This window comes from Limnospira sp. PMC 1279.21 (assembly GCF_032349615.1).
GTDB classification, from domain to species: Bacteria; Cyanobacteriota; Cyanobacteriia; order Cyanobacteriales; family Microcoleaceae; genus Limnospira; species Limnospira fusiformis.
Genome location: NZ_JARPLU010000029.1, coordinates 15,514 through 37,570 on the forward strand (window position 1 = coordinate 15,514; position 22,057 = coordinate 37,570).

General features: G+C 44.5%; 17 protein-coding genes and 1 pseudogene. 11 read left to right on the plus strand and 7 right to left on the minus strand.

Translation table 11 applies throughout. The features are described from left to right. Window positions 1–359 precede the first annotated feature (359 nt). Window positions 360–3,863 (minus strand): transcription-repair coupling factor, encoded by a 3,504-nt coding sequence (gene mfd, locus P5683_RS06635; protein ID WP_006623618.1) that lies wholly within the window; start codon window positions 3,861–3,863, stop codon window positions 360–362. A gap of 283 nt (window positions 3,864–4,146) precedes the next feature. Between mfd and P5683_RS06640 the strand changes: the two genes are divergently transcribed. From P5683_RS06640 to P5683_RS06660, 5 genes are all read left to right on the plus strand, one after another. After that, window positions 4,147–5,355, plus strand: coding sequence for an alginate O-acetyltransferase AlgX-related protein (locus tag P5683_RS06640; RefSeq protein WP_315639570.1), 1,209 nt, complete (start codon window positions 4,147–4,149; stop codon window positions 5,353–5,355). After that, the gene (locus P5683_RS06645; RefSeq protein ID WP_006669495.1) at window positions 5,352–6,473 is read left to right on the plus strand and encodes an SGNH/GDSL hydrolase family protein; all 1,122 of its coding nucleotides are present in this window, start codon (window positions 5,352–5,354) and stop codon (window positions 6,471–6,473) included. Before P5683_RS06640 ends, P5683_RS06645 begins: the two co-directional genes overlap by 4 nt. A gap of 433 nt (window positions 6,474–6,906) precedes the next feature. Beyond that, the gene (locus tag P5683_RS06650; protein ID WP_006669496.1) at window positions 6,907–7,575 is read left to right on the plus strand and encodes a FeoB small GTPase domain-containing protein; all 669 of its coding nucleotides are present in this window, start codon (window positions 6,907–6,909) and stop codon (window positions 7,573–7,575) included. Further along, window positions 7,499–8,950, plus strand: a complete 1,452-nt coding sequence (locus tag P5683_RS06655) for a ferrous iron transporter B (RefSeq protein ID WP_006669497.1) — start codon at window positions 7,499–7,501, stop codon at window positions 8,948–8,950. Before P5683_RS06650 ends, P5683_RS06655 begins: the two co-directional genes overlap by 77 nt. Next, window positions 8,950–9,180, plus strand: a complete 231-nt coding sequence (locus tag P5683_RS06660; RefSeq protein ID WP_006623612.1) for a FeoA family protein — start codon at window positions 8,950–8,952, stop codon at window positions 9,178–9,180. The genes P5683_RS06655 and P5683_RS06660 overlap by 1 nt, the downstream gene beginning before the upstream one ends. Before the next feature lie 368 nt (window positions 9,181–9,548). On the opposite strand, the gene P5683_RS06665 is transcribed toward P5683_RS06660, so the two are convergent. After that, window positions 9,549–9,719 (minus strand): hypothetical protein, encoded by a 171-nt coding sequence (locus P5683_RS06665; protein ID WP_008054079.1) that lies wholly within the window; start codon window positions 9,717–9,719, stop codon window positions 9,549–9,551. A 256-nt stretch (window positions 9,720–9,975) separates the two neighbouring features. Continuing rightward, window positions 9,976–10,230: a hypothetical protein gene (locus P5683_RS06670; protein WP_006623610.1), complete on the minus strand. Its 255-nt coding sequence runs from the start codon at window positions 10,228–10,230 to the stop codon at window positions 9,976–9,978. Window positions 10,231–10,287: 57 nt separating this feature from the next. Between P5683_RS06670 and P5683_RS06675 the strand changes: the two genes are divergently transcribed. From P5683_RS06675 to P5683_RS06685, 3 genes are read left to right on the plus strand one after another with little or no spacing between them, the layout of a single operon-like run. Beyond that, a complete protein-coding gene (locus P5683_RS06675) occupies window positions 10,288–10,812 on the plus strand; it encodes a hypothetical protein (RefSeq protein ID WP_006669499.1) in 525 nt (174 codons plus the stop codon). A 53-nt stretch (window positions 10,813–10,865) separates the two neighbouring features. Further along, on the plus strand, window positions 10,866–11,969 hold the full coding sequence (thiO, locus tag P5683_RS06680) for a glycine oxidase ThiO (protein ID WP_315639572.1): 1,104 nt from the start codon (window positions 10,866–10,868) through the stop codon (window positions 11,967–11,969). Window positions 11,970–11,971: 2 nt separating this feature from the next. After that, window positions 11,972–12,580, plus strand: a complete 609-nt coding sequence (locus P5683_RS06685) for a hypothetical protein (protein ID WP_046319133.1) — start codon at window positions 11,972–11,974, stop codon at window positions 12,578–12,580. Window positions 12,581–12,753: 173 nt separating this feature from the next. Here P5683_RS06685 and rlmD read toward each other — a convergent pair whose 3' ends face one another. Beyond that, complete coding sequence (gene rlmD, locus P5683_RS06690; protein WP_315644979.1) at window positions 12,754–14,139, minus strand: 23S rRNA (uracil(1939)-C(5))-methyltransferase RlmD; 1,386 nt, start codon at window positions 14,137–14,139, stop codon at window positions 12,754–12,756. Window positions 14,140–14,524: 385 nt separating this feature from the next. Here rlmD and P5683_RS06695 point away from each other — a divergent pair, with 385 nt between their 5' ends. Both P5683_RS06695 and P5683_RS06700 read left to right on the plus strand, forming a co-directional pair. After that, a complete protein-coding gene (locus P5683_RS06695) occupies window positions 14,525–15,010 on the plus strand; it encodes an allophycocyanin subunit alpha-B (protein ID WP_006616661.1) in 486 nt (161 codons plus the stop codon). A gap of 162 nt (window positions 15,011–15,172) precedes the next feature. Then, window positions 15,173–15,793: a PQQ-binding-like beta-propeller repeat protein gene (locus P5683_RS06700; RefSeq protein ID WP_006669501.1), complete on the plus strand. Its 621-nt coding sequence runs from the start codon at window positions 15,173–15,175 to the stop codon at window positions 15,791–15,793. 536 nt (window positions 15,794–16,329) lie between these two features. Here P5683_RS06700 and phaB read toward each other — a convergent pair. The 3 genes from phaB to P5683_RS06715 form a co-directional block, all read right to left on the minus strand. Further along, window positions 16,330–17,052 carry an acetoacetyl-CoA reductase PhaB gene (gene phaB, locus P5683_RS06705; protein ID WP_046319126.1) on the minus strand — a complete coding sequence of 241 codons (723 nt, stop codon included), beginning with the start codon at window positions 17,050–17,052 and terminating at the stop codon, window positions 16,330–16,332. Between the two features lie 27 nt (window positions 17,053–17,079). Further along, window positions 17,080–18,270, minus strand: a complete 1,191-nt coding sequence (phaA, locus tag P5683_RS06710; protein WP_006623601.1) for an acetyl-CoA acetyltransferase PhaA — start codon at window positions 18,268–18,270, stop codon at window positions 17,080–17,082. A 199-nt stretch (window positions 18,271–18,469) separates the two neighbouring features. Beyond that, window positions 18,470–21,646: a DEAD/DEAH box helicase gene (locus tag P5683_RS06715; protein ID WP_006669502.1), complete on the minus strand. Its 3,177-nt coding sequence runs from the start codon at window positions 21,644–21,646 to the stop codon at window positions 18,470–18,472. 330 nt (window positions 21,647–21,976) lie between these two features. On the opposite strand from P5683_RS06715, the pseudogene P5683_RS06720 reads away from it, so the two are divergent. Further along, window positions 21,977–22,057: pseudogene (locus P5683_RS06720) on the plus strand (transposase); the annotation flags it as partial.

Genomic DNA, 22,057 nt, shown 5'->3' on the forward strand with positions numbered 1-22,057 from the left:
CGGGTTTCTAACCAGTGATTATTATTCGCCGTGGGGCGGGTTTATTAAGATGGTCGTGGGGAATTCATAATTCACAGCGGAGGCGCGCCCCTACCTAATTATTTATTAGAAGTCAAGAAACCCGGTTTCTCAAAGAAACCGGGTTTCTAACCAGTGATTATTATTCGCCGTGGGGCGGGTTTATTAAGATGGTCTTGGGGAATTCATAATTCACAGCGGAGGCGCGCCCCCACCCAATTATTAATTATAGCCGGGTTTCTACCGCAGAAGTCAAGAAACCCGGTTTCTCAAAGAAACCGGGTTTCTTAAGATGGTCGTCAGCCCTTCATAATTATTAATTATTAATTATTAATTATTAATTATGATTGGATTCCCTCCTGCATAGTTTGCAACCATTGAATCAGACAATCGAGCTGCTTACTAGGAGGTAAGGCCCCCAAGCCACGAATCTTTACCTGTTTGCGACCGTAGATAAAGCGAGGCTGTAAATGTTCAGGTAAATTCTGCTTTAATAAATTCCAGGCGGGTTCTTCCATAGGTGTTTCTAAAACAATATTCTGCTTAGAATCATCCGGTCTAATGCGAGCAAACCCCAACTTTTTAGCGATTTGTTTTAACTCCATTACCCGGAGTAACTGTTGGGCTGGTGCGGGAATTTTACCATAGCGATCGCTCCAATCTTCCTCAATTCTACTTAACTCTTCCGAATCCTGACAAGATGCCACCGCCCGATAAGCACTCATTTTTTGATCTAAATCTGTGATATAATCTGATGGGATGAATGCCGTCAAAATCAGATCCACCTGAGTATCATCGACCTGGGGAATTTCCTGTCCGCGTACCTCTTGGATAGCTTCCTGTAGCATTTCGGTATATAAATCAAAACCGATCGCATTCATTTGACCCGACTGTTGAGCGCCCAAAATATCCCCAGCGCCGCGAATTTCCAAATCTCGCATCGCCAATTGATAACCAGACCCCAACTGGGTAAACTCCTTAATCGCCCTCAGTCGCTTAACTGCATCTTCTGTTAAAGCCGCCTGTCCGTCACCTTTAACCGGATAAAATAGCCAAGCGTGGGCTTGAACTCCCGCCCTCCCCACACGACCGCGCAACTGATACAATTGTCCTAGCCCGAATTTATGGGCATCCTCGACCAGAATAGTATTAACACGGGGGATATCTAAGCCCGACTCAATAATGGTCGTACAGACGAGAATATCAGCCTCTCCGGCGCTAAAAGTGAGCATGATCGACTCTAACTCTCCAGCTTCCATTTGACCATGAGCGATCGCCAATCTAGCACTAGGGACCATTTCTCTAATCGCCGCCGACTTCTCCTCAATACCCTCAATGCGGGGAACCACATAAAACACCTGTCCTCCCCGATCTAGTTCCTGACAAATCGCCGCCCTAATAGTTTCCTGGTTTAATGGTCCTAAATGGGTTTGAATTGGGCGACGAGAGGGTGGTGGGGTTGTAATTAAACTCATTTCTCGAATACCTGATAACGCCATATACAGCGTCCTGGGAATGGGAGTCGCCGTCAGAGTCAAAACATCCACATGAGTTTTTAGGGCTTTAATTTTCTCTTTTTGATTCACCCCAAACCGCTGTTCTTCATCCACTACCAACAGTCCCAAATCCCGAAATTTAATATGTTTAGATAACACCGAATGCGTACCCACAATAATATCTATTTCTCCGGTCGTTAACTTTTGTTGAATCAACTTTTTTTCACTAGCGCTACGGAAGCGATTAAGCAATCCAATTTCAATTGGATAAGGCGCAAAACGTTCTTTTAGTGTGTGATAATGTTGTTGGGTGAGAATCGTTGTGGGGGCGAGAAATGCCACTTGTTTCCCCGCCGTAACTGCTTTAAAAATCGCCCTAATTGCTACTTCCGTTTTCCCAAAACCGACATCTCCACACACCAGACGATCCATAGGGCGATCGCTTTCCATATCCCGTTTCACATCTTGGCTACATTTCAGTTGGTCGGGAGTCGGTTGATAAGGAAAAGAATCTTCCATTTCCTGCTGCCAAGGTGTATCCTGGGGATAGCTAAATCCAGTTTTTTGGGAACGTTCGGCGTAAAGTTTCAGCAAATCAACCGCCAATTTTTTAATGGACTTACCCACTTTTTCCCGACTTTTTTCCCAGGCTTTACCCGTCAACTTATTGAGTTGGGGAACCTTCGACTCTGACCGCCTTAGACGGGATAAAGTTCCCACCTGATCCGCCGCCACTCTTAGGGTTCCATCTGCATATTGTAACACTAAATAATCGCGGATTTCTTGATTAATAGTCAGGCTTTCCAACTTCACAAATTTACCGATTCCATGTTGGCGGTGAACCACATAATCTCCCGGTTGTAGTCGATTCGGATCTACCTGTTTGGAGGCGGCGCGGCGGCGTTTGCGGATATAACCAGAAGTAGCTAAAGCGTGTTGACCATAAAACTCTCTGTCCGTGATAATAACTAAACGGAAGGTGGGGAGAATAAACCCTTCTAATTCGGCTAGTCCCGTATATTTTAAAGCAATGGGGGTATTACGGATTAATGAGTCTATGGCTGGATAGTCGCGGGGGTTGGGTATAAATTTAGATGGGCAATCATGTTCCGATAACAAAGCCACTGAGCGGCTAGGTTGGGCGGAAATTAGAAAGACTGTAAATTGGCGATCGCGTTGTTGGCGAATCACCTCGGCAATTTTTCCGAATTGGTGGGGAGTCACCGGGACGGGACGACTGGCTAAGTTTATCGATGCCGTGGAAGCCTGAATAAGAGGGGATTTATAATCAGCCAGTTCACTGAGATACAGCCTATCAAAACGATTTTCAACCGTCGCTAGGGACTCCCGGAAGCATTGATGAATTGCCGGAATTTCCACAGATATCCCTTCTGCTGTTACCAGCTTACCTTGTTCATTTTGCCACTGTTCATCGATATGTTCAAACCAGCGATCGCCATGACCTGCACATTGGTCAGGTTCATCAATTACCGCTAAAGTTAATTCCGGTAGATAATCAATTAAAGAAGCTGGCTTGTGATATGCTAATCCTAACAGATGAGATAGTCCGGTTTTCGTCTCCGATATCTGAGCCGATTTGAGAGTTTCTAGGGTCTCCGTAGATAGGGATAAATTCGCTTCGATAATGGGAGCAAAATTCGTCGGCGTGAGAATTAGTTGCTCAACCCGATCAAGCGATCGCTGTGTCACCGGGTCCAGTTCCCTAATTCTTTCTAACTCATCCCCAAACCATTCCAGACGCACCGGAAGTTCTGAAGCCACAGGGAACACATCTACAATATCTCCCCGGCGACTCCACTGCCCCTCAGTTTCCACCACTGCCACCCGTTGATATCCCAACTGGGCGAGTTTTTCGTCTATGGTTTTTCCTTCCCAGGTCATCCCCAACTTCAGGGTTAGACAATAACTCTGGAAGTCGCTCACCGGAGGGAGATGGGGTTGTAAAGACCTCTCTGTAGCTACCACCGCCACCGGGTCTGCTTTCCCTGTGTTTCTTGCCACTAAGTCCGCTAATACCTGCATCTGTCCCCAGACCATCTCTTCGCTATAACTGGGTTCATAGGGGGATGCTTCCGAGGTCGGGTAAAAGTGTACCGTCTGCCACCCCATCACCTCTAGCTGGGCTGACCACCTACCAGCCTCTTCCAAAGTAGCTGTTATCACCAATAGGTTTAACCCCGCTTCCTGGGCTAAAGCTGAAGCCGTCAGTCCTTTGGGAACACGGGGAAGACCGTTAAGGTGAAGAGCTTGCTGTTGGTTCAGTTTAGTCAGAAGTTCAGCCGTCAGAGGCGATCGCCCCAAGGTCCGAACTACAGCAGAAAAGGTCATAAGTTAGCCGACTGACAACAAAATATTTTTATATTCTATAACCTTTGGGCTATTTTGACGGCAACTTCTCTGATTTCCCCCACTTACCCTGATTGCCTATTTATCAACTCCACATCATCCGCCCATTTCCCTTCTGCCTTTTGATTACACTATTATCAAGTATTTCTACTCCCAAACCATGCCCCTCCCTATTCCCAGTTATCCATCAGAGATAGGTATGGACAATATCCGTCGGGACTGCTATCCTAATCAATCATCCGAGGAAGTAAATCCATAAGACTTCATGAAAAAATTATTACCATCTGTAAAATTACCCCCCTGGCGGCAAATTTTACTCCTACTGTTTTGCTGGACAATTCTACCGTTCTTCTTAGTAGAAGTAATCATGATTGTCTCCGAACCCTATTTATTTCGCGGACTCTATCAATACGACCCTGATATGGGGTTTAAAATTCGAGGTCATGCTAACGGTAATAATCAATTTGGCTTCAATGACCGAGACTATCCCCTCCAACCAGATCCTGATATATTTCGGATGCTCATTCTCAGCGACTCTTTTAATTGGGCTGGTGGTCAACAAGGCAACTATACCGCTTTATTAGAAAACCAATTTCGGGAACATTACGGACAGCATCAAGTCGATGTCATTAATGCTGGATATCCCGGAACCCATACCGCCGAACAACTAGCCTTATTGAAAAAATATGGATTGCAGTATAATCCCCATTTAGTCGTCTTGGGTTTTTTTGTGGGGAATGATTTTGTTGATGCTGACCCCTATCGAAAACGAATTATTGTGAACGACCTTTACATTGATATTGACCGCCGTCAGGAGTTAATAATATTTGGCTATCCGATTATTCCTAAATCACGACTCTTATTGTTTATTCAACAAAAATATAAAATCTTTCGAGAAGCCGCTAGGTCTCAACAGTCTCAACAGTCTCATCAACTCCCCCAGAGTCAGTTAGTGGCGACTACCGAGGCGATCGCCTTAGACGAACCCGAAACATCCCCAGGTATTCTGTCCCTGGAGAAATTTCTGGATGTAGAACGTGGTCGGCTGAGTTTCTGCAATATCGAGAAGCTACAAAATGGCGATCGTGATGCTAACATTAACTATATCTTGGATAGCATCTCAGAAATGAATGCCATTCTCCAAGCCAGGAACATTAAGTTTATCGTGGCTATCTATCCCGACGAATACCAGGTTAACGACCACTTGTTAAATCAACTCCAGTCTACCTTTTACCTAAACTTAGATGATTATGACATTACCTGTCAGCAAAATATCCTCATCTCCCATTTGGAGTCAAACAACATTCCCTATATTGACCTCACTCCTAGATTTAGAGTAGAACAACAAAACCGCCATCTCTATCTATTCCAAGAACCCCATTGGAACTCCCACGGAAACCAACTGGCTAAAGATATCTTGTTTGAACACTTAGTTAAAATTACCGACTCCGTATTCGCACCCGAGGAAAAATGAACCAATACAAGTTAAACATTTCCCCAAAATTACCGATAAAAGCCATTGTTAATAACCCAGTTTGTAAATTTTTTAGCCAAACCTTAATTATCGCGGGAATTACATTTCTGCTAACCGAGGCTACCTTCAGGATTTATCACAGAATTAATCCCACATTTGTTTTCTATAACCGTTCATATAATCGTTGGCGAGGAAGACCCCACGCCCAAGATTTTGACTTTCAACTAAACTCCCATGGCTTTAAAGATGTGGAATTTACCCAAGCAAAACCGGAGGGTATTTATCGAATGTTGGGAATTGGTGATTCCTTCGCCTTTGGAATAGTTCCCTATCACTATAATTATTTAACCTTGATTGAGAAACAGCTAAACAGCCAAGATAAAAATATCGAAGTGATCAATATGGGAATTCCTGGCTTAGGACCCGCCGCCTATTTGGCTTTATTGATTAATGAAGGGTTAGTGCTTAATCCTGATAAAATCCTCCTATCCTTTTATATTGGTAATGATTTTATCGACAATCACCTAACTTCCCTCGATAGAAATAAGCACACCTTCTATACCGTCGCCTTTTTACAATCTTTGATTAAACTCCAAACTCAGTTTGAAGGGACTGTCTATAACCCCAATAACCTCGAATATAAAGACGACCACCCCACCTTAACTGATGAGTCCTATCTTGAACAGGTTTCTAACCTAAGTCGTATGTTTGATATTAGGACAAGGGACGGCATTTTCCTAGGGTTTTTTGAAGACGCTATGGCGGATATTCGCCGCATTAAGGAGATTTGCGATTATCGAAATATTGACCTAACCATTGTGATTATTCCTAGCGAGGTACAAGTCAATAAACAATTACAATCCCAAGTTATTGATATCCTCAAGCCTGATGACCCCCAAGGTTTGGATTTTGATCACCCTAACCGCCTCCTACGCGATCGCCTTTCTCAATACAATATCAACTATATCGACTTATTAGATGATTTTAGGCAGGTTTCCCAGACTACCCGACTCTACCGACCTAATGACAGCCACTGGAATATCGCCGGAAACGCATTGGCGGCGGAATTAATTACCAAACATCTACTTACTCACCACTTCAACTCTGACGGGGATTAGCATAAATGTGGAATTTTGTCAAGCCCCCTAATTTTGGCCTAAAAAATACTCGTGCATCGCGGCGAAATCTTCTCGAGTCTCTATTCCCGAAATTGGTCAATGTCACTACGGCTTTACTGGCTTTGGGTTCCTATAATCTCTCTTGTAGCTGACATAACCCACACCAAGAGGAGCATAACCTATAGATTCCACTCTATCATTAACATTGGGGCTTGTCAAGTACCGATTCTCTCGTCAGATTTTCTGCGATAATGAGAACCATTATCATCCCAAAATTTACAGAATGATTTAATGTTTGTATCTAAAACCATGTTTAGATAATCCTAGATTATGTTTTATAGCCAGAAACCGGGAATTTTTGTGATTGACGATATTGTAGTGATATTCTATAATTCATGGATTAAATAAAAGTAAATTATTACTAATAATCTACATGAGTTGTAATTACTGCTCTAAAAACTGTTCAGGTAAAACGTCTAGCTCACCGAGACATTGGTGGAAGTGGTGGAGACCGAAAAGCGATCGCCATTTCTCGGCGGTGTCAAATAAGCCTACAGTCGCCCTAGTGGGTTCTCCGAATGTGGGAAAAAGCGTATTATTTAATGCCCTAACTAGCCATTATGCCACAGTTTCCAACTATCCGGGAACCACCGTAGATATTTCCACAGGAGACATGATAATTGGAGACAAAGCGATCGCCATTATAGACACCCCAGGGATGTATTCTCTCTTACCCATTACCGAAGAAGAAAAAGTCGGTCGAGACCTATTGATGACTAGGGGGATAGATTTGGTCATTCATGTAGTAAATGCCCAACATTTAGGGAGAATGCTAAACCTAACCCTACAATTACTAGAAGCCGGATTACCAGTTTTATTAGCAGTTAATCTGATTGACGAAGCCGACCATCTTGGTATTAAAATCAATGCTGAAGACTTAGAGGAAAAGCTAGGTATTCCCGTAGTGTTAATGGCTGCAGCCCATAATATTGGAGTTCAAGAATTAAAAACCAAGGTAGTAGATTATGTTGAGTCCAGTAGTGTATCCTCCGACCATAGAAATAGCGATCGCTCACATCGAATCTCTGTTATTGAAAGATAATAGTCTCCCCTCCTATACCCTCTCCCATAGAAGTTTAGCCCTACTAATTTTGCAGCGAGATCCCCAATTTTTGGAGACCATAAAAACCAGCCCCTATCGGGAAGAATACGATCTGGCTATTATGGAAGCCCAGGTCAGTCTTGATGTTCCTATTAGTCGTGCGATCGCCATTACCCGACAAGAAAAAGCCGGGAATATTGAAAAAGAAGTCTTAACCGAATCAGCCTCCGACACCTCAGACCTAGCCGAAAAATTGCACCAGATTACAGTTAATCCGATTACCGGGTTTCCTCTACTTTTAATCATCCTATATTTCGGCGTTTATAAATTTGTCGGTGAGTTTGGCGCGGGGACTCTAGTAGACCTAATTGAAGGCGGTTTTGAAACCTATATTAATCCCAGGGTAGATGCTTTCGTAGCCGCCGTAATTCCCCTAGAGATATTCCAGGATTTATTGGCTAATGATTATGGTATTATTACTCTAGGAGTTCGTTATGCGATCGCTATTGTTTTACCCGTAGTAGGGACTTATTTTCTCATGTTTTCCCTATTAGAAGATAGTGGATATTTACCCCGGCTATCTCTCATGCTAGATCAGTTATTTAAGATAATAGGCTTATCAGGAAGGGCGGTAATTCCCATGGTATTAGGCTTAGGATGTGATACTATGGCAACTGTCGTCACCCGCACCCTAGAAACTCGTCGGGAGAGGATGATTACCATTTTTCTCCTCGCCCTAGCTGTTCCCTGTGCCGCCCAGTGGGGCGTGATTTTAGGACTGCTTTCCATGAAACCAACAGCCCTATTAATTTGGGGGGGATTTATCCTCTCCGTTTTTCTAATAGTCGGCGCATTAACTTCTCGGATTATTCCCGGAAATAGATCCGAATTTTATATGGAAGTTCCCCCTTTGAGAATACCCAAGTTACAGAATATCCTCATCAAAACCTATCTGCGTATGAAGGGATATTTTTGGGAAATAGTCCCCCTATTTATTTGGGTTTCCGTGTTTATTTGGATTGGTCATTTAACCGGAGTCTTTAACTGGTTGGTTGGTTTATTGGAACCCATTACTTTAGCCTTGGGACTACCTCGAGAAGTCGCACCTATTTTCCTCTATGGTTTCTTTCGTCGTGATTATGGCGCGGCGGGACTTTTTGATTTAACTCAAACTGGTATATTAACAGGTAATCAATTAGTAGTTACCGCCATAGTTTTGACTCTGTTTCTCCCCTGTGTGGCGCAGTTTCAGGTAATGGTTAAAGAACAAGGTTTGAAAATTACTCTGATTATGGTAGCATTGATTATACCTTTTGCTTTTACCATGGGATATGGTGCGAATTTTTTACTGGACCTGGTTGGGGTGAATTTTTAATGATTTCTCTCGTGAGTTTGGATCTGAGGGTAGATGCGATCGTTGTCGAGATTAAAACCCAACAGGACACTATCCTACATAAACTCTTTGCTATGGGAGTTATGCCAGGAGTACCTCTATTTTTAGAGCAACGTTTTCCCTCCTATGTTATCAAAATCGGACGTTCACGGGTCGCTTTAGATACCGAAACAGCTAAAACTATTTTTGTCGAGGTTAAAGCATCACCCTAAACCTATGTCAGTTCATCTTCTCAACCCTCACAGGTCCGAGACTCTCCCTCAAATAGAAAGTCACCAGTTGGGAGAGTTACCCTCATATCACCTACCCACATAGGAGTTTCCCCGTTGACTTGAAAAGGTCGCGGTTTTCCGAAGTGGGAAGTTGGGAGAGTCTCCCTCAAACGGAAAGTCACCAGTCGGGAGAGTTACTCTCATATCACCTACCCACATAAGAGTTTTCAGCTTGACTTGAAAAGGTCGCGGTTTTCCGAAGTGGGAAGTCGGGGAAGTCTGTCAAATATCACCTACCCACATAGGAGTTTTCAGCTTGACTTGAAAAGGTCGCGGTTTGGTGAAGTCGGAAGTTGGGAGAGTTTTCCTCAAACAGAAAGTCGGAAGTTGGGGAAGTCGGTAAAATATAACCTACCCACATAGGAGTTTTCAGCTTGACTTGAAAAGGTCGCGGTTTGGTGAAGTCGGAAGTTGGGAGAGTTTTCCTCAAACAGAAAGTCGGAAGTTGGGGAAGTCGGTAAAATATAACCTACCCACATAGGAGTTTCCCCGTTGACTTGAAAAGGTCGCGGTTTTTAGAAGTCGGAAGTTGGGAGAGTTTTCCTCAAACAGAAAGTCGGAAGTTGGGGAAGTCGGTAAAATATAACCTACCCACATAGGAGTTTCCCCGTTGACTTGAAAAGGTCGCGGTTTTTAGAAGTCGGAAGTTGGGAGAGTATCGGTAAAAGAGAAAGTCGATAATTGGGAGAGTCAACTATCGACTATTAATCATTAACTGTTTAGGGGGATGATAGATTATGATTGGGAGTCAGGACGTACTAACCATTTAGAGATTTGATTCATAGCCCCGATTAGTAACGCACCCGCCATCAATAGACCGATCGCCGGAGTGAAAACAGGTTCCCAGAGTTGATACCAAAGTTCTAATCCCAGGTTAACCCCCATAGATTTACCCAAAACAGCGATCGCCAACCATAGGAAACTCAATAACACCAAAAACACATCAGCTACCAAAAGGCGGTTCAACCAGAGAATAACTTGTTCTTTCATGTTCGGATTCTGCTAAAATATTTATCTAAATAGTCATTCTAGGCAATCTGTGTCAATATGGTTCGCTACACCCTCCCCCAAAGTCCAGAAATTATCCTGTCTGTCCGGGGTAAAGACTCCCCTAAAGCCCGTGACCAGGCTATGGATAAACTTATGGAACTTATGGATGATGGAAAATTACCCACTGAGTTGGAAGATGGCTTTGGTCCAGAGCAGTTTGTGGAGGTTAAGGAAACCTCTATGGCAACTACTGGAGAAGAAGATGCTGTCACGGAAGCTGTCCAGACCCTTAGCAACCTCGCTTCACTCAAGTTAAAAATGATGGAGTCTCGCGAAGAAGCCCTAAAAGCCCGTGACCAAATTGATATCCTCTTTAGTGACCAAACTACCACCATGGAAGAAATTACTGACCTCAAAGAAGGGTTTAAGGCTTTGAAAAATTTTGCGGTCGCTAACCTCCGCTACCGGGAAGCGCGTAGCCATGCTGAAGCTGCTAGAATGGTTTTAGATGAAGCCCTAAAGTCTTCTGACAGCCACTCCCCTCCTCAAACCGACACCCCCAACAACAAGAAAAAAAATTGAGACCCACATTGATCTACCTAAATTAATTCATAATTCAGAATTTGTGACTAACAATGATTACCTCAAGTCATCAAAAAAGTGATATAATTGTTATAGGTGGTGGTATTATTGGGTTATCTGTGGCGATCGCTCTCCAATGGCGAGGCGCAACTGTCACCGTCTGTAGCCGCAATACTCAAGAGGCGGCGGGATATGTGGCGGCGGGGATGTTAGCACCCCAGGCGGAAAGAATTCCCCCAAGTCCTCTGCTTGATTTAGCCCTCCGTAGTCGATCGCTTTATCAACCTTGGACTAGACAAATTCAAGACCTCACTGGCTTAGATACCGGTTATTGGCCTTGTGGTATTCTCGCCCCCGTTTACCAATATCCCCACCAAACACAACTACCACAAACTCCTGAAAGTCCCGCTATCTGGCTAGAAGCTGATCAGCTGATCACTCAACAACCCGGTTTAACTTCAGAAGTGGTTGGAGGATGGTGGTTTCCACAAGATGGTCAAGTTGACAACCGCCGCCTATTAATGCGATCGCTAATTCATGCCAGCCAACAATTAGGCATCCAAATTAGGGATGGTGTAGAAGTCCAAGAAATCGCCACCACCACTAATAAAATTAAGCAAATCAACACTAACCAAGGGGCGATCGTCGCTTCCCACTACATTCTCGCAGCCGGAGCTTGGTCAGGTCAAATCCTACCTATCCCAGTATACCCCATAAAAGGTCAAATGTTATCACTGCGAGTCCCTAGTGATATTTCCCAACTACCCCTAAAACAGGTTCTATTTGGGTCTGGTATTTATATTGTACCTCGTCGTGATGGTTTAATCGTCCTGGGGGCTACCGCTGAAAATGTCGGCTTTCACAAGAGTCTCACCCCCAAAGGAATAAATACTCTCCTCTCAGAGGCTACCCGACTTTATCCCGGACTCGCAGAGTTTCCTATTGAGGAATTTTGGTCTGGTTTTCGCCCTGCTACCCCCGACGAATTACCTATCTTGGGTAGGAGTCCCTTTGAGAATTTAACCCTAGCTACAGGTCATCACCGTAATGGTATTTTACTAGCCCCTATTACCGCCGAATTAATTGCTGATTTGGTCTGCTATGATAAATCAGACCCTCTACTAGAATACTTCTGCTGGGATCGCTTTTCTAACTAATTATGTGGTGGCTGTGTCGGTCTGTTTCCCTGGTTAAAGCTGAAAGCCGATTTTTGGTCCAGTGGGTCGCTGTCACTGTGGCTGGGTTTCTGGTCAGTTTGCTATGGATAGAAGTGGGAGAACGTCCTGATGTTAATTGGTTGGTCGGAGTTGTTGGTGGGTTGAGTGTTGGCGGCGCGCAATGGTTTGTCCTCCGTCACCATATTTCTTACCCCTGGCGTTGGATTTTCGTTAGTGCGATCGCTTGGTGTTTAATGGGGTTAACTCCTATGGGTGCTATGGGTTGGATGGCACCGCGGACCCTTAACCTGTTTCTCCGTCTGTTTTATGGGGTCATAGAAGGATTCAAGGTCGGTGTGGCGTTGGGACTGTTTCAATGGTGGGCTTTGCGAGAGTCCGTATTTTGGGGTCGTCGCTGGGTCGTCGCTAGTGTTGTGTGTTGGAGTGTGGGATTACCTATAGGGTGGCTATTAGGTGGCATTTTGCGACAGTTGACAGGCTTTTTCTTGGGAGATGTTATTGGCTTGACCCTCTCCTGGACTATAGTTGCTGGTCTCACTGGAGTTGGTCTTATGCAACTGTTTTGGACTCAAGTCAGAATTAGGCAATAGATTGACCCCTCTGGGCTGCGCTAACTAGGACAGCCATATAAGCCATATATATGCGCCCACATTTTCCCATGATACTATTATAGGTCAAGTCGCATAATATGTCAATAGTAAATTTGGGAATTAATCAGAGAGAGACAGGAAGGGGTGGGAGGAGTTTTTGGGCATGAGTTAGATTAGTGACTAAGAGTCAAAAAGGCTGCACATTCAACATGAGAGGTTTGCGGGAAAAAATCGGCAGGTTGTACTTTGGTGAGTTGATAAATGCCGTTTTCGCAGAGTAGTTGTAAATCTCGTGCCAAAGTAACGGGACGACAACTGATATAAACAATGCGTTGAGGCTGTAGATTTAAGAGAGTTTGAATAACAGTGCGATCGCATCCTTGTCGGGGTGGATCTAGCACAACTATATCCGGCTGAAATGGTATTTCTGGCAAGAGTTTTTGGACGTTACCGACGCGAAACTCTACATGATTAATATCATTTAAATCAGCATTAGAAATAGCTTGTTCTACCGCCCCAGCTTGGGACTCCAAACCGATCGCCCTAATTTCTCCTGGGGGGAAATTCTGTCCTAATTGCTTGGCTAGGGGTAGAGTAAAGGTGCCGATACCACAGTAAGCATCTACTAGAATTTCGTCACCCTGCAAATTCAACTCCGAGGAAATAGCTGATAACAGAGATTCCGCCGCTTCCGTATTGACTTGAAAGAAATTGTCCGAAGTCAAGCGCAACTTTAAATCAGCAAATATCTCATGTATATAAGGTTTGCCGATGAGACAATGGGTATTTTTGCCAAGGATAGCATTAGTGCGATCGCTATTGACATTAAGACAAACTCCCACCAATTGTGGATATTGCTGTAGCCAGATATCAGCCTGTTCTTTAAGTTGTGGTAACTTATTATCTTTGACTACAAGAGTGAGCAAAATTTCCCCGGTGCGCCGCCCTATGCGAAAAGAAAGATGGCGAATAGTGCCAGTGTGTTGTTGTTCATCATAAACCAGCCACCCGCGATTTTGGATATCCTGTTTAATGTTAGCCAATAAAGGATTGAGACGCTGATCTTGCACCGGACACTGATTCAAATTAATTAACCGATGGCTGCCCTTTTGATAATATCCAGCTTGTACCTGACCTGTAGAAGATAATCGTAGGGGATAGGTAACTTTATTGCGATAGGCTAAAGGTTGAGGGGAGGGCAAAACTGGGGCTACTGGTGGTTCTATAAATCCCCCCATTTTGGTTAACGCATTAACTACTAAACCCCTTTTAGCTTCTAGTTGGAAATCATAATCTATATGCTGCCACTGACAGCCCCCACATTTGTCAGCAACAATGCAATGGGGACGGATACGGGATGATGACGTTGTGATCAGTTTAAGTATTTTGGCTTCTGCGTATTTAGACTTAACCCGTGTGAGTCTGACCAAAGCGCGATCGCCTGGGACCGTATCTGGGACAAACACAACTCGGTCTTGATATCGTCCGACTCCGTTTCCGCCTTCTGCTAAATCTGTAATTGAGACTTCTATCTGTTGACCTTGCTGCCAAGTTGCCATACTTTTAAATCCGATAGTGTGAAATGATCAGGTGAAAACCTCTGGGAGGCTTTTTCGTAGGATAAGCGTTTTTTGGGTTGGTGTCTGTAGCCCTGAATCGCTAAACTACTTAATGTTAGTGGTCTGAGAGCCATTAGGGGAAGCCTTATGGGAAAGCGCGAGTTAACGACTCCCTCAGACCGGGACAATCTGTTCATGATGCGATCGCCAGAATATATCAGTGGGTCAACCTGAATAATACTAGTAAGCATAAGCCGTACCGATAACCCCCAGCATTTAGACTAGGATCGGTATGAGGGGAAACTTTAATGTACCATTCTCAATAGGGGGGTAGGCTGTCAAGGCTATCTCGACCGGAAATTATTGTTTATCTGTTTGAAAAACGATGACTGTAGTAAGCCAAGTTATTCTCAAGGCCGACGATGAACTCCGTTACCCGACCACTGGGGAACTCAAGAATATTAGTGATTTCTTGAAAACTGGTGAGCAAAGGTTGCGGATTGTCGATACACTTACCGAAAACGAAAAAAAGATTGTTGACCGTGCTAGTGCACAACTGTGGAAGAAGCGCCCAGATTTTATTGCCCCCGGTGGTAATGCCGCTGGACAGCGGGAACGTTCCTTGTGTTTGCGGGACTATGGCTGGTATCTGCGTGTAATTACCTATGGCATTCTGTCTGGAGATAAAGATCCTATTGAAAGCATTGGCTTGATTGGGGTTAAGGAAATGTACAATTCTCTGGGTGTTCCTATGCCGGGAATGGTAGAGGCTATCCGTTGCCTCAAGGAAGCATCTCTGGCGCTTTTGGATGATGAAGATGCTAAGGAGGCAGCCCCTTACTTTGACTTTATTATCCAAGCTATGTCCTAACTAGGGATTGTTTGGGTTTTTGGCTATAGGCACAAACAACCCCATGTCTAAAGGCTATTGTTGGGCGATCGCATCCCAGGGTCGGCATGGGGTTGATTTTGTTAATTATTTGGCTATGATGGGTCTGCCATCAGATCTTTAAAACTGAAGGAGTCGGTGTTAATGAGTATTAATAGAACAGAGATAAATTGGGAACACATCGGTCATGCTAACTATGTGGTCGCTATGGCTGCCATGGATGGTGCCCTTTATGCAATTACTCAAGATTATAAGTTGTGGATTAGGGTGGCTGTCCCTGGGGATATTAACTGGCAGGTGATTGGTCAGGCTAATCAGGCTGTCGCTATGGCTGCCGCTAATAATATGTTATTTGCTGCTACCCAAGATGGCTCCTTCTGGGTCCGTGAAGGGGTGGCTGAGGATATCAAATGGGATAAGATTGGTCAGGCTGAGAAGGTGATAGCCATGACCGCCAGTGACGGTAATCTCTATGCCGTTACTTCGGATAATAAGTTATTGACTCGGGAGGTCAATACTGAGGATATTCCTTGGGTCGAGATTGGTCATGCTAATAATGTGGTGGGATTAACTGCTACGGGTGGAAAACTTTATGCTGCTACTTCTGACAATAATCTCTGGATGCGCGATACTGTCCACGAGGATTTGATCTGGCAGCAAATTGGTCATGCTAATAATGTGGTGGCTATGGCTGCTAGTGAAGGGAAATTGTTTGCTGCTACTTCTGATAATCGTTTATGGATACGTCCGTCTGAGGCTTCTTAACGGGATAATTGATCACCCGACTTTAGGGTGCGTCAGACCCCCCGACTATGGCGATGAGAACCGGATAATTATCAACTGACGCACCTTCACCTTCCCCCTTCCCCTGTAATTCCCCGGTGGGGTAGGGCGAGTTTATAGCTCTGGTCGCGGGGAATTGAGAATTTACAGCAGAGGCGCGCCCCTACAATTAATAATTAATTCGGAAATAGGGTTGACAGGTGGCGGGGAGTAGTGGTACAATATTGACATATTATTAAATAATTGGATATTTGCAAAAATAAAAAAAATGTCAATACTCCGATTATCTAATATAATACCACGATTCAGCGACAAAAGCAAGCAACCCCGCCAAAAAAAATTTTTTTCGCAACATTTATTAATTTTTGTTTACAAAACTTAACATAGTGTGAGTTTTGAACAAGCGATCGCGAATTATGGGGATTATGGAGTGGCGGGTTATAGTGGAGGTTTTGAAAAACGGAAATCCGACTAATAAACCCGCCGCCATTTAGGAGTAGCTAACCGCGATGAAAAGCCTAGGTATGGTGAGCGCCATTAACACGCAATACCTCTCCGGTGACATAACTACTAGCGACAGGAGAGAGTAAAAAAGCGACAGCCCAGGCGATATCTTCAGGTTCACCAAAACGCCGGAAAGGAATTTCTGCGGTAATTTTATCGCGGACTTTCTCAGGGATTTTTTGAGTCATTTCGGTATTAATAAAACCGGGTGCGATCGCATTAGCGCGGACATTAAAACGAGCGCCTTCCCGTGCGATAGATTTCATCATCCCAATGACAGCAGCTTTAGTGGAAGCATAATTAGTTTGTCCAGCATTACCGCGATCGCCTGAGATAGAGCTAATAGCGACGATAGAGCCAGCATTCTGGTCATACATACCTTGAATAAAAGGCTGAATGGTATTTTTCACCCCTTTAAGGTTAACAGCAATAACCTGATCCCAATCTTCATCAGTCAACTTAGTAAAGAAATTATCGCGGGTAATACCAGCATTAGCGACGACACCATAAACAGTCCCCAACTTCTCGCCAATTTCCTTAGCAGCGGACTCCATACTGTCCAACTTAGTGACATCAGCTTTAAGCGCCAGTCCACCTGGGGGAGTTTCCCCGTCAATGACATCAATAGATGCAACTTTCGCGCCAAACTCGACCAATAACTTCACAATAGCCGCGCCGATACCCCGTGCGCCGCCAGTGACAATAATCACCTTATCCTCAAGTCCTAAAGAAACCATTTATCCTCCTTAAAAAAACCGAAAAAACTAGACACGCTCAATAGCAAAAGCCGTACCGCCACCAGTACCATGACACAAAGCGGCGAGACCCAAACTCTTATCATGTTGTTCCAAAGCATTAAGTAAAGTCACAACAATGCGGGAACCGGAAGCGCCAATAGGGTGTCCGAGAGCGATCGCCCCACCATTAACATTCAACTTATCTTGAGAGACCCCCAACATTTTATCAAATAACAAGGTACTAACAGCAAAAGCCTCGTTATTTTCAAACAAATCGAAATCATTAACCGACATTTTCAGGCGACCCAGTAATTTCTGAGTAGCGAAAATCGGCACTTCTGGAAACCGCCAACTTTCACCACCAGCCCAAGCGCCTCCCAGCACTTTAGCCAGAGGTTTCAAGCCATACTTTTGTACAGCAGCCTCACTAGCCAAAATAATCGCCGCCGCACCATCAGAAATTTGGGAACTATTCCCAGCAGTCAAGACCCCATCTTTCTGAAAAGCTGGACGCAACTTAGCCAAACTTTCCAAAGTAGTCTCAGCGCGGATACCCTCATCAGTATCAATCACCTGAGTTCCCTTACGGCTAGACACCTCAATGGGGGAGATTTCATTTTTAAACAATCCCTTTTCGGTAGCTTCCGCCGCGCGTTTTTGGGAGTAAAAAGCCACCTCGTCCAAAGCCTGACGACTGAAACCATGTTCAGCGGCCAAACGTTCAGTTTCATCCCCCATACCGTCTCCGGTAGTAGAGTCTGTCAAACCATCATAAAGCAGAATATCCATCAACTGCTCTGGGGCTCCCATAAGGAACTTATAACCCCACCTAGCGCGGTGAGACAAAAAGAACCCCGTTTGCGACATACACTCAGTCCCCCCTGCCAGCACTAGATCAGCCTCTCCGGCTTTAATAGTGTAGCAGCCATTGATGAGACTCATCATAGCAGAAGAACAAACCATATCAATGGCATATCCATCGACTGTAGCGGGTATACCTGCTTTCAAAGCAGCTTGACGGGGTATTAGTTGTCCGTGTCCTGCTCGCAACACATTTCCGAAAATATAAAGATCCAGGTTTTCACCGGAAACCCCAGCTTTCGCCAGTGCGGCTTTCATTGCATGAGCGCCTAGGTCAGCCGGAGAAAATCCAGATAACCCCCCCCCAAACCTACCTAGGGGGGTGCGTGTGGCGGAGACGATATAAACTTCTGTCATTAGTCCTCCCAAAATACCCAGTTCGATACTAATTCATCGAATTTTGCAGTTGTACTCTATCACTGGCTGTTGAACTGAAGGGAATTTGTTAGGTTTTTTTAACTTATGCTGGACTTGTAGGGGAAAATATGGAGAATTACCCAGAAGTCCAGCGGTAGGTCTGTTGGTTTGAGGGGACGGAGAGGGGACGGAGGAAAGTTTAGGTTTCTTCGGACTCTTCGATAATGGAACTTCTGTCTAAAATCAATAGGTTTCTGAGTTGGTCGGTATCCATTTCGGTGAGCCAGTCTTCGCCGGAACTAACTACTTGTTCGGCTAAGGCTTGTTTACTTTCTATGAGGTCATGGATTTTTTCTTCTAAGGTTCCGGTACAGACAAATTTATGCACTTGTACATTGCGAGTTTGACCAATCCGAAATACCCTATCGGTGGCTTGATTTTCTACGGCTGGGTTCCACCAACGGTCAAAGTGAAATACATGGTTAGCGCGGGTTAGGTTTAAACCGACTCCCCCAGCTTTGAGAGATAAAATCATCACCGGAGGTCCCTGGGGGTCTTGTTGAAAGCGATCGACCATTTGTTCTCGCTGAAGTTTCCGCGTTCCCCCATATAAAAACAGGATTTCTCGATTTAACTTGGCTTCTAAATAGGGTTTTAAGAGTTTACCCCATTCGGCGAATTGGGTGAAAATCAAAGCGCGATCGCCTTCTGATATTAACTCCTCTAACATTTCATTTAAACGCTGCAACTTCCCAGAATAGCTAGGGTTTAGGGTTGGCGATTCTTTCTTGGCTTTGGTTTTTGCACCTAATAATAAGGGATGATTACAAACCTGCTTTAATTTTACCAATAATCCTAAAATCATCCCGCGTCTTTGTATCCCGGTAGAAGATTCAATTTCTGAGAGTGATTCATCTACCAACTTTTGATATAAACTAGCCTGTTCTTTGGAAAGAGAACAAAATACGTTATTTTCTTGCTTTTCGGGTAAATCTTGAATAATATCTTTATCGGTTTTGAGGCGACGCAGAATAAAAGGTTGTACGAGCGATCGCAAAATTTGCAATGATTCAGTATCCCCATACTTTTCAATGGGAATAGCAAAGCGACGCTGAAAAAATGGTCGTTGTCCTAGATAACCAGGATTCAAAAACTCCAAAATTGACCATAACTCAGATAACCGATTTTCTACGGGAGTTCCAGTTAAAGCAATTTTAAAATCTGCCTCTAATGTCTTGACTGTTTTCGATTGTTTGGCTTCGGGATTTTTAATATTTTGCGCTTCATCTAAAACCACACCCTGCCATTTTACTGATTGTAATTCGGACTGGTCTCGATAGGTCAAAGCATAGCTAGTAATTACCAAGTTTTTGCCTTTAATAGCCGGGGGAAAAGCCTTTCCTTTGGCTCGTTTATCTCCATGATGAACCAAGGTATTTAAACTGGGTCCAAACCTCTTAACTTCCCGTTCCCAGTTCCCCAAAACGGAGGTAGGACAAACCAATAAAACTGGATTTATCAGATTTTCTTGTAGCTGTAAATGTAGCAAAAAAGCAATCAATTCTATGGTTTTTCCCAACCCCATATCATCAGCCAAACAAGCACCCAGACCCCATTCTTGCAGAAAATTCAACCAACCCGCACCTCGGGCTTGATAAGGTCTTAACTCTCCCTTAAAAGTGGGGGGAGTAGCGATCGCATCAATGGTACGATTATCAGTTAAAGCAGTTAACAAGTCCGCCAACTTCCCTCCAGCTTCAAAATCAACCACAGGGAGTCGTTCAATAGTTTGAGTATCTCCAGTAGATAAACGCAAAGCATCTTCCAGAGAAAGATTCATCTGTTCTTTCCGACTCGCAAAAAAAGCCTGAGCGGCTTTAATGTCTCGTTCTCGCAACTCGACCCATTCACCGTTAACCTCAACTAGCGGACTATTTTTTGCCACCAAACGGTCAAATTCTGCCTTAGATAAACTTTGACCACCTATGGCTAACTCCCATTTAAAATTTAACAGACTTTTTAAGCCAATTTTACCCTGAGTTTTACCCTTAGGAGTATTTGCTTTAATCCGCAAACCCAAACGACTCGCCCAACCTTCACGATTACTTAATCCTGGTGGTAAAATGACCCCCAAGCCACTATCATTAAATCGCCAAGCTACACGAGTAATAAACTCATAAACCTGACCAGATTCGAGCCAGCCGCCCTGGGGACTAGCTTCTGACAAACTCTTCTCCATCAGCGGATATAATTTACAAGCTAATCCTAAACCAGCCAGGAGAGTTTCTTGGGGATAACGAATCGTCCTTTCCCGATAAATAAAAGCCTCAACTGGGTGTTCCCAAATAGTCGCCGCCTCAACGACAAAATCAGGGTCATCAATAGCCTGTAAACCATATTCTAAACGCCAGTCTTTAGTTTTTCCCTGGGGAGGTTGCAGACTAAAACTCGCCCTAAATAGGGTTTGTTCGACCAAAGACTGTTGGAGGGGAAACATCCAATTCTCTAAGCTGGTCTGGAGGGTATCTATTTCCTCCGTATCAGCTTCTATGTAGCCGCCAGCATCATCGGCTAAACCATGCAACCACATTCTAACCACAGGGGTGAGAATGGCTACATTAGTTAAGGCTTTGCGTTCGACTTCTTGGGCAATAGGACGCACCTGGCAATCAATGATTGCCCCTAAAGCCCCTAATATCAAATCCTCAGCCCTTCCGGGCAAAAATAGGGCAGAAAAGATAGATGAGCCCTTCTGTGGCTGTAGGGGCGATAAACCGGACATTCTACAAACGGTCGGCATTAAGCCAGCAAATTTTAACAGGCGGGCGCGATCTGTGGCACTATCAAGAATGGGCTGCCATTGGGCGATCGCTTTTGAGTCACTGGCGCTAATCACAGGTAAAAATTTACGCCTAGCCAGAAGGTCTAAACTCCAGCGGTTTACATGAGACCAAAACCGGACATCCTCTCCTAACCAGTCTAAATCTATCGCACCTAAAGGTAAGGACTCGAACAGGTCAAAAGCATCACTGGGGTTCAGCCGATACCCGGTAACTAACCAAGGATACAGGTAGATATCTGCGGCTTCTGCGGCTTCTGTGGCGGCGGAATGAATGGGGGTAAGATGACCAGTATGGCTGTCAATATGGGTGGGAAGGGGGATCGCTTCTGTGATAGTCTCGGGAGAGAGTTTAGATAAGGCTATATCTTGCCCGAGAGACCATTGGGAGAGTTCCTCCTCGGTCATAGCGAAACTATAGGGCGCTATTTCCGACGGGTTGTCCTGTTGTGCGCCACCCCCCCGCCAAGTTTCCCCCCAAATGAAGACATAACTATCGTCCGGGTTAATCCGCCAAGTTCCATGTAAAATAGCCATATTGCCCCCCAGTATCTACTAGCAACCGGTTAAATTCTAAGCGATCGCGTGCTATGGTCGCTCTGTTCTTCAGAATTAGCCCAATTTCGAGAAATATTAGCTCTGGTTCAAACTTTCCAGAAGTGATATACAATAGGTGTCAACATCCGAGAGCTTAATTTAATCGCAGATTAGTTGAACCAATTAGGGCGATGCGCTACCATACCAAGTATGGTGCGAGACCTTCGGGTATGAAATAGAGCTGAAATGGGCGAAATAACTACCCGGTGAGGACTTCAACCCCTTGGTTGATTGGGTCGCATCCCTGGCCATCCCATAACACAGCCTGATTTTTTGCCCCCCTTCGAGACTTCCAATATGGTTGCCAAGGTGAAGCGTCTAATCAGGTCTAAGACTGCCCGAGCCATGCTC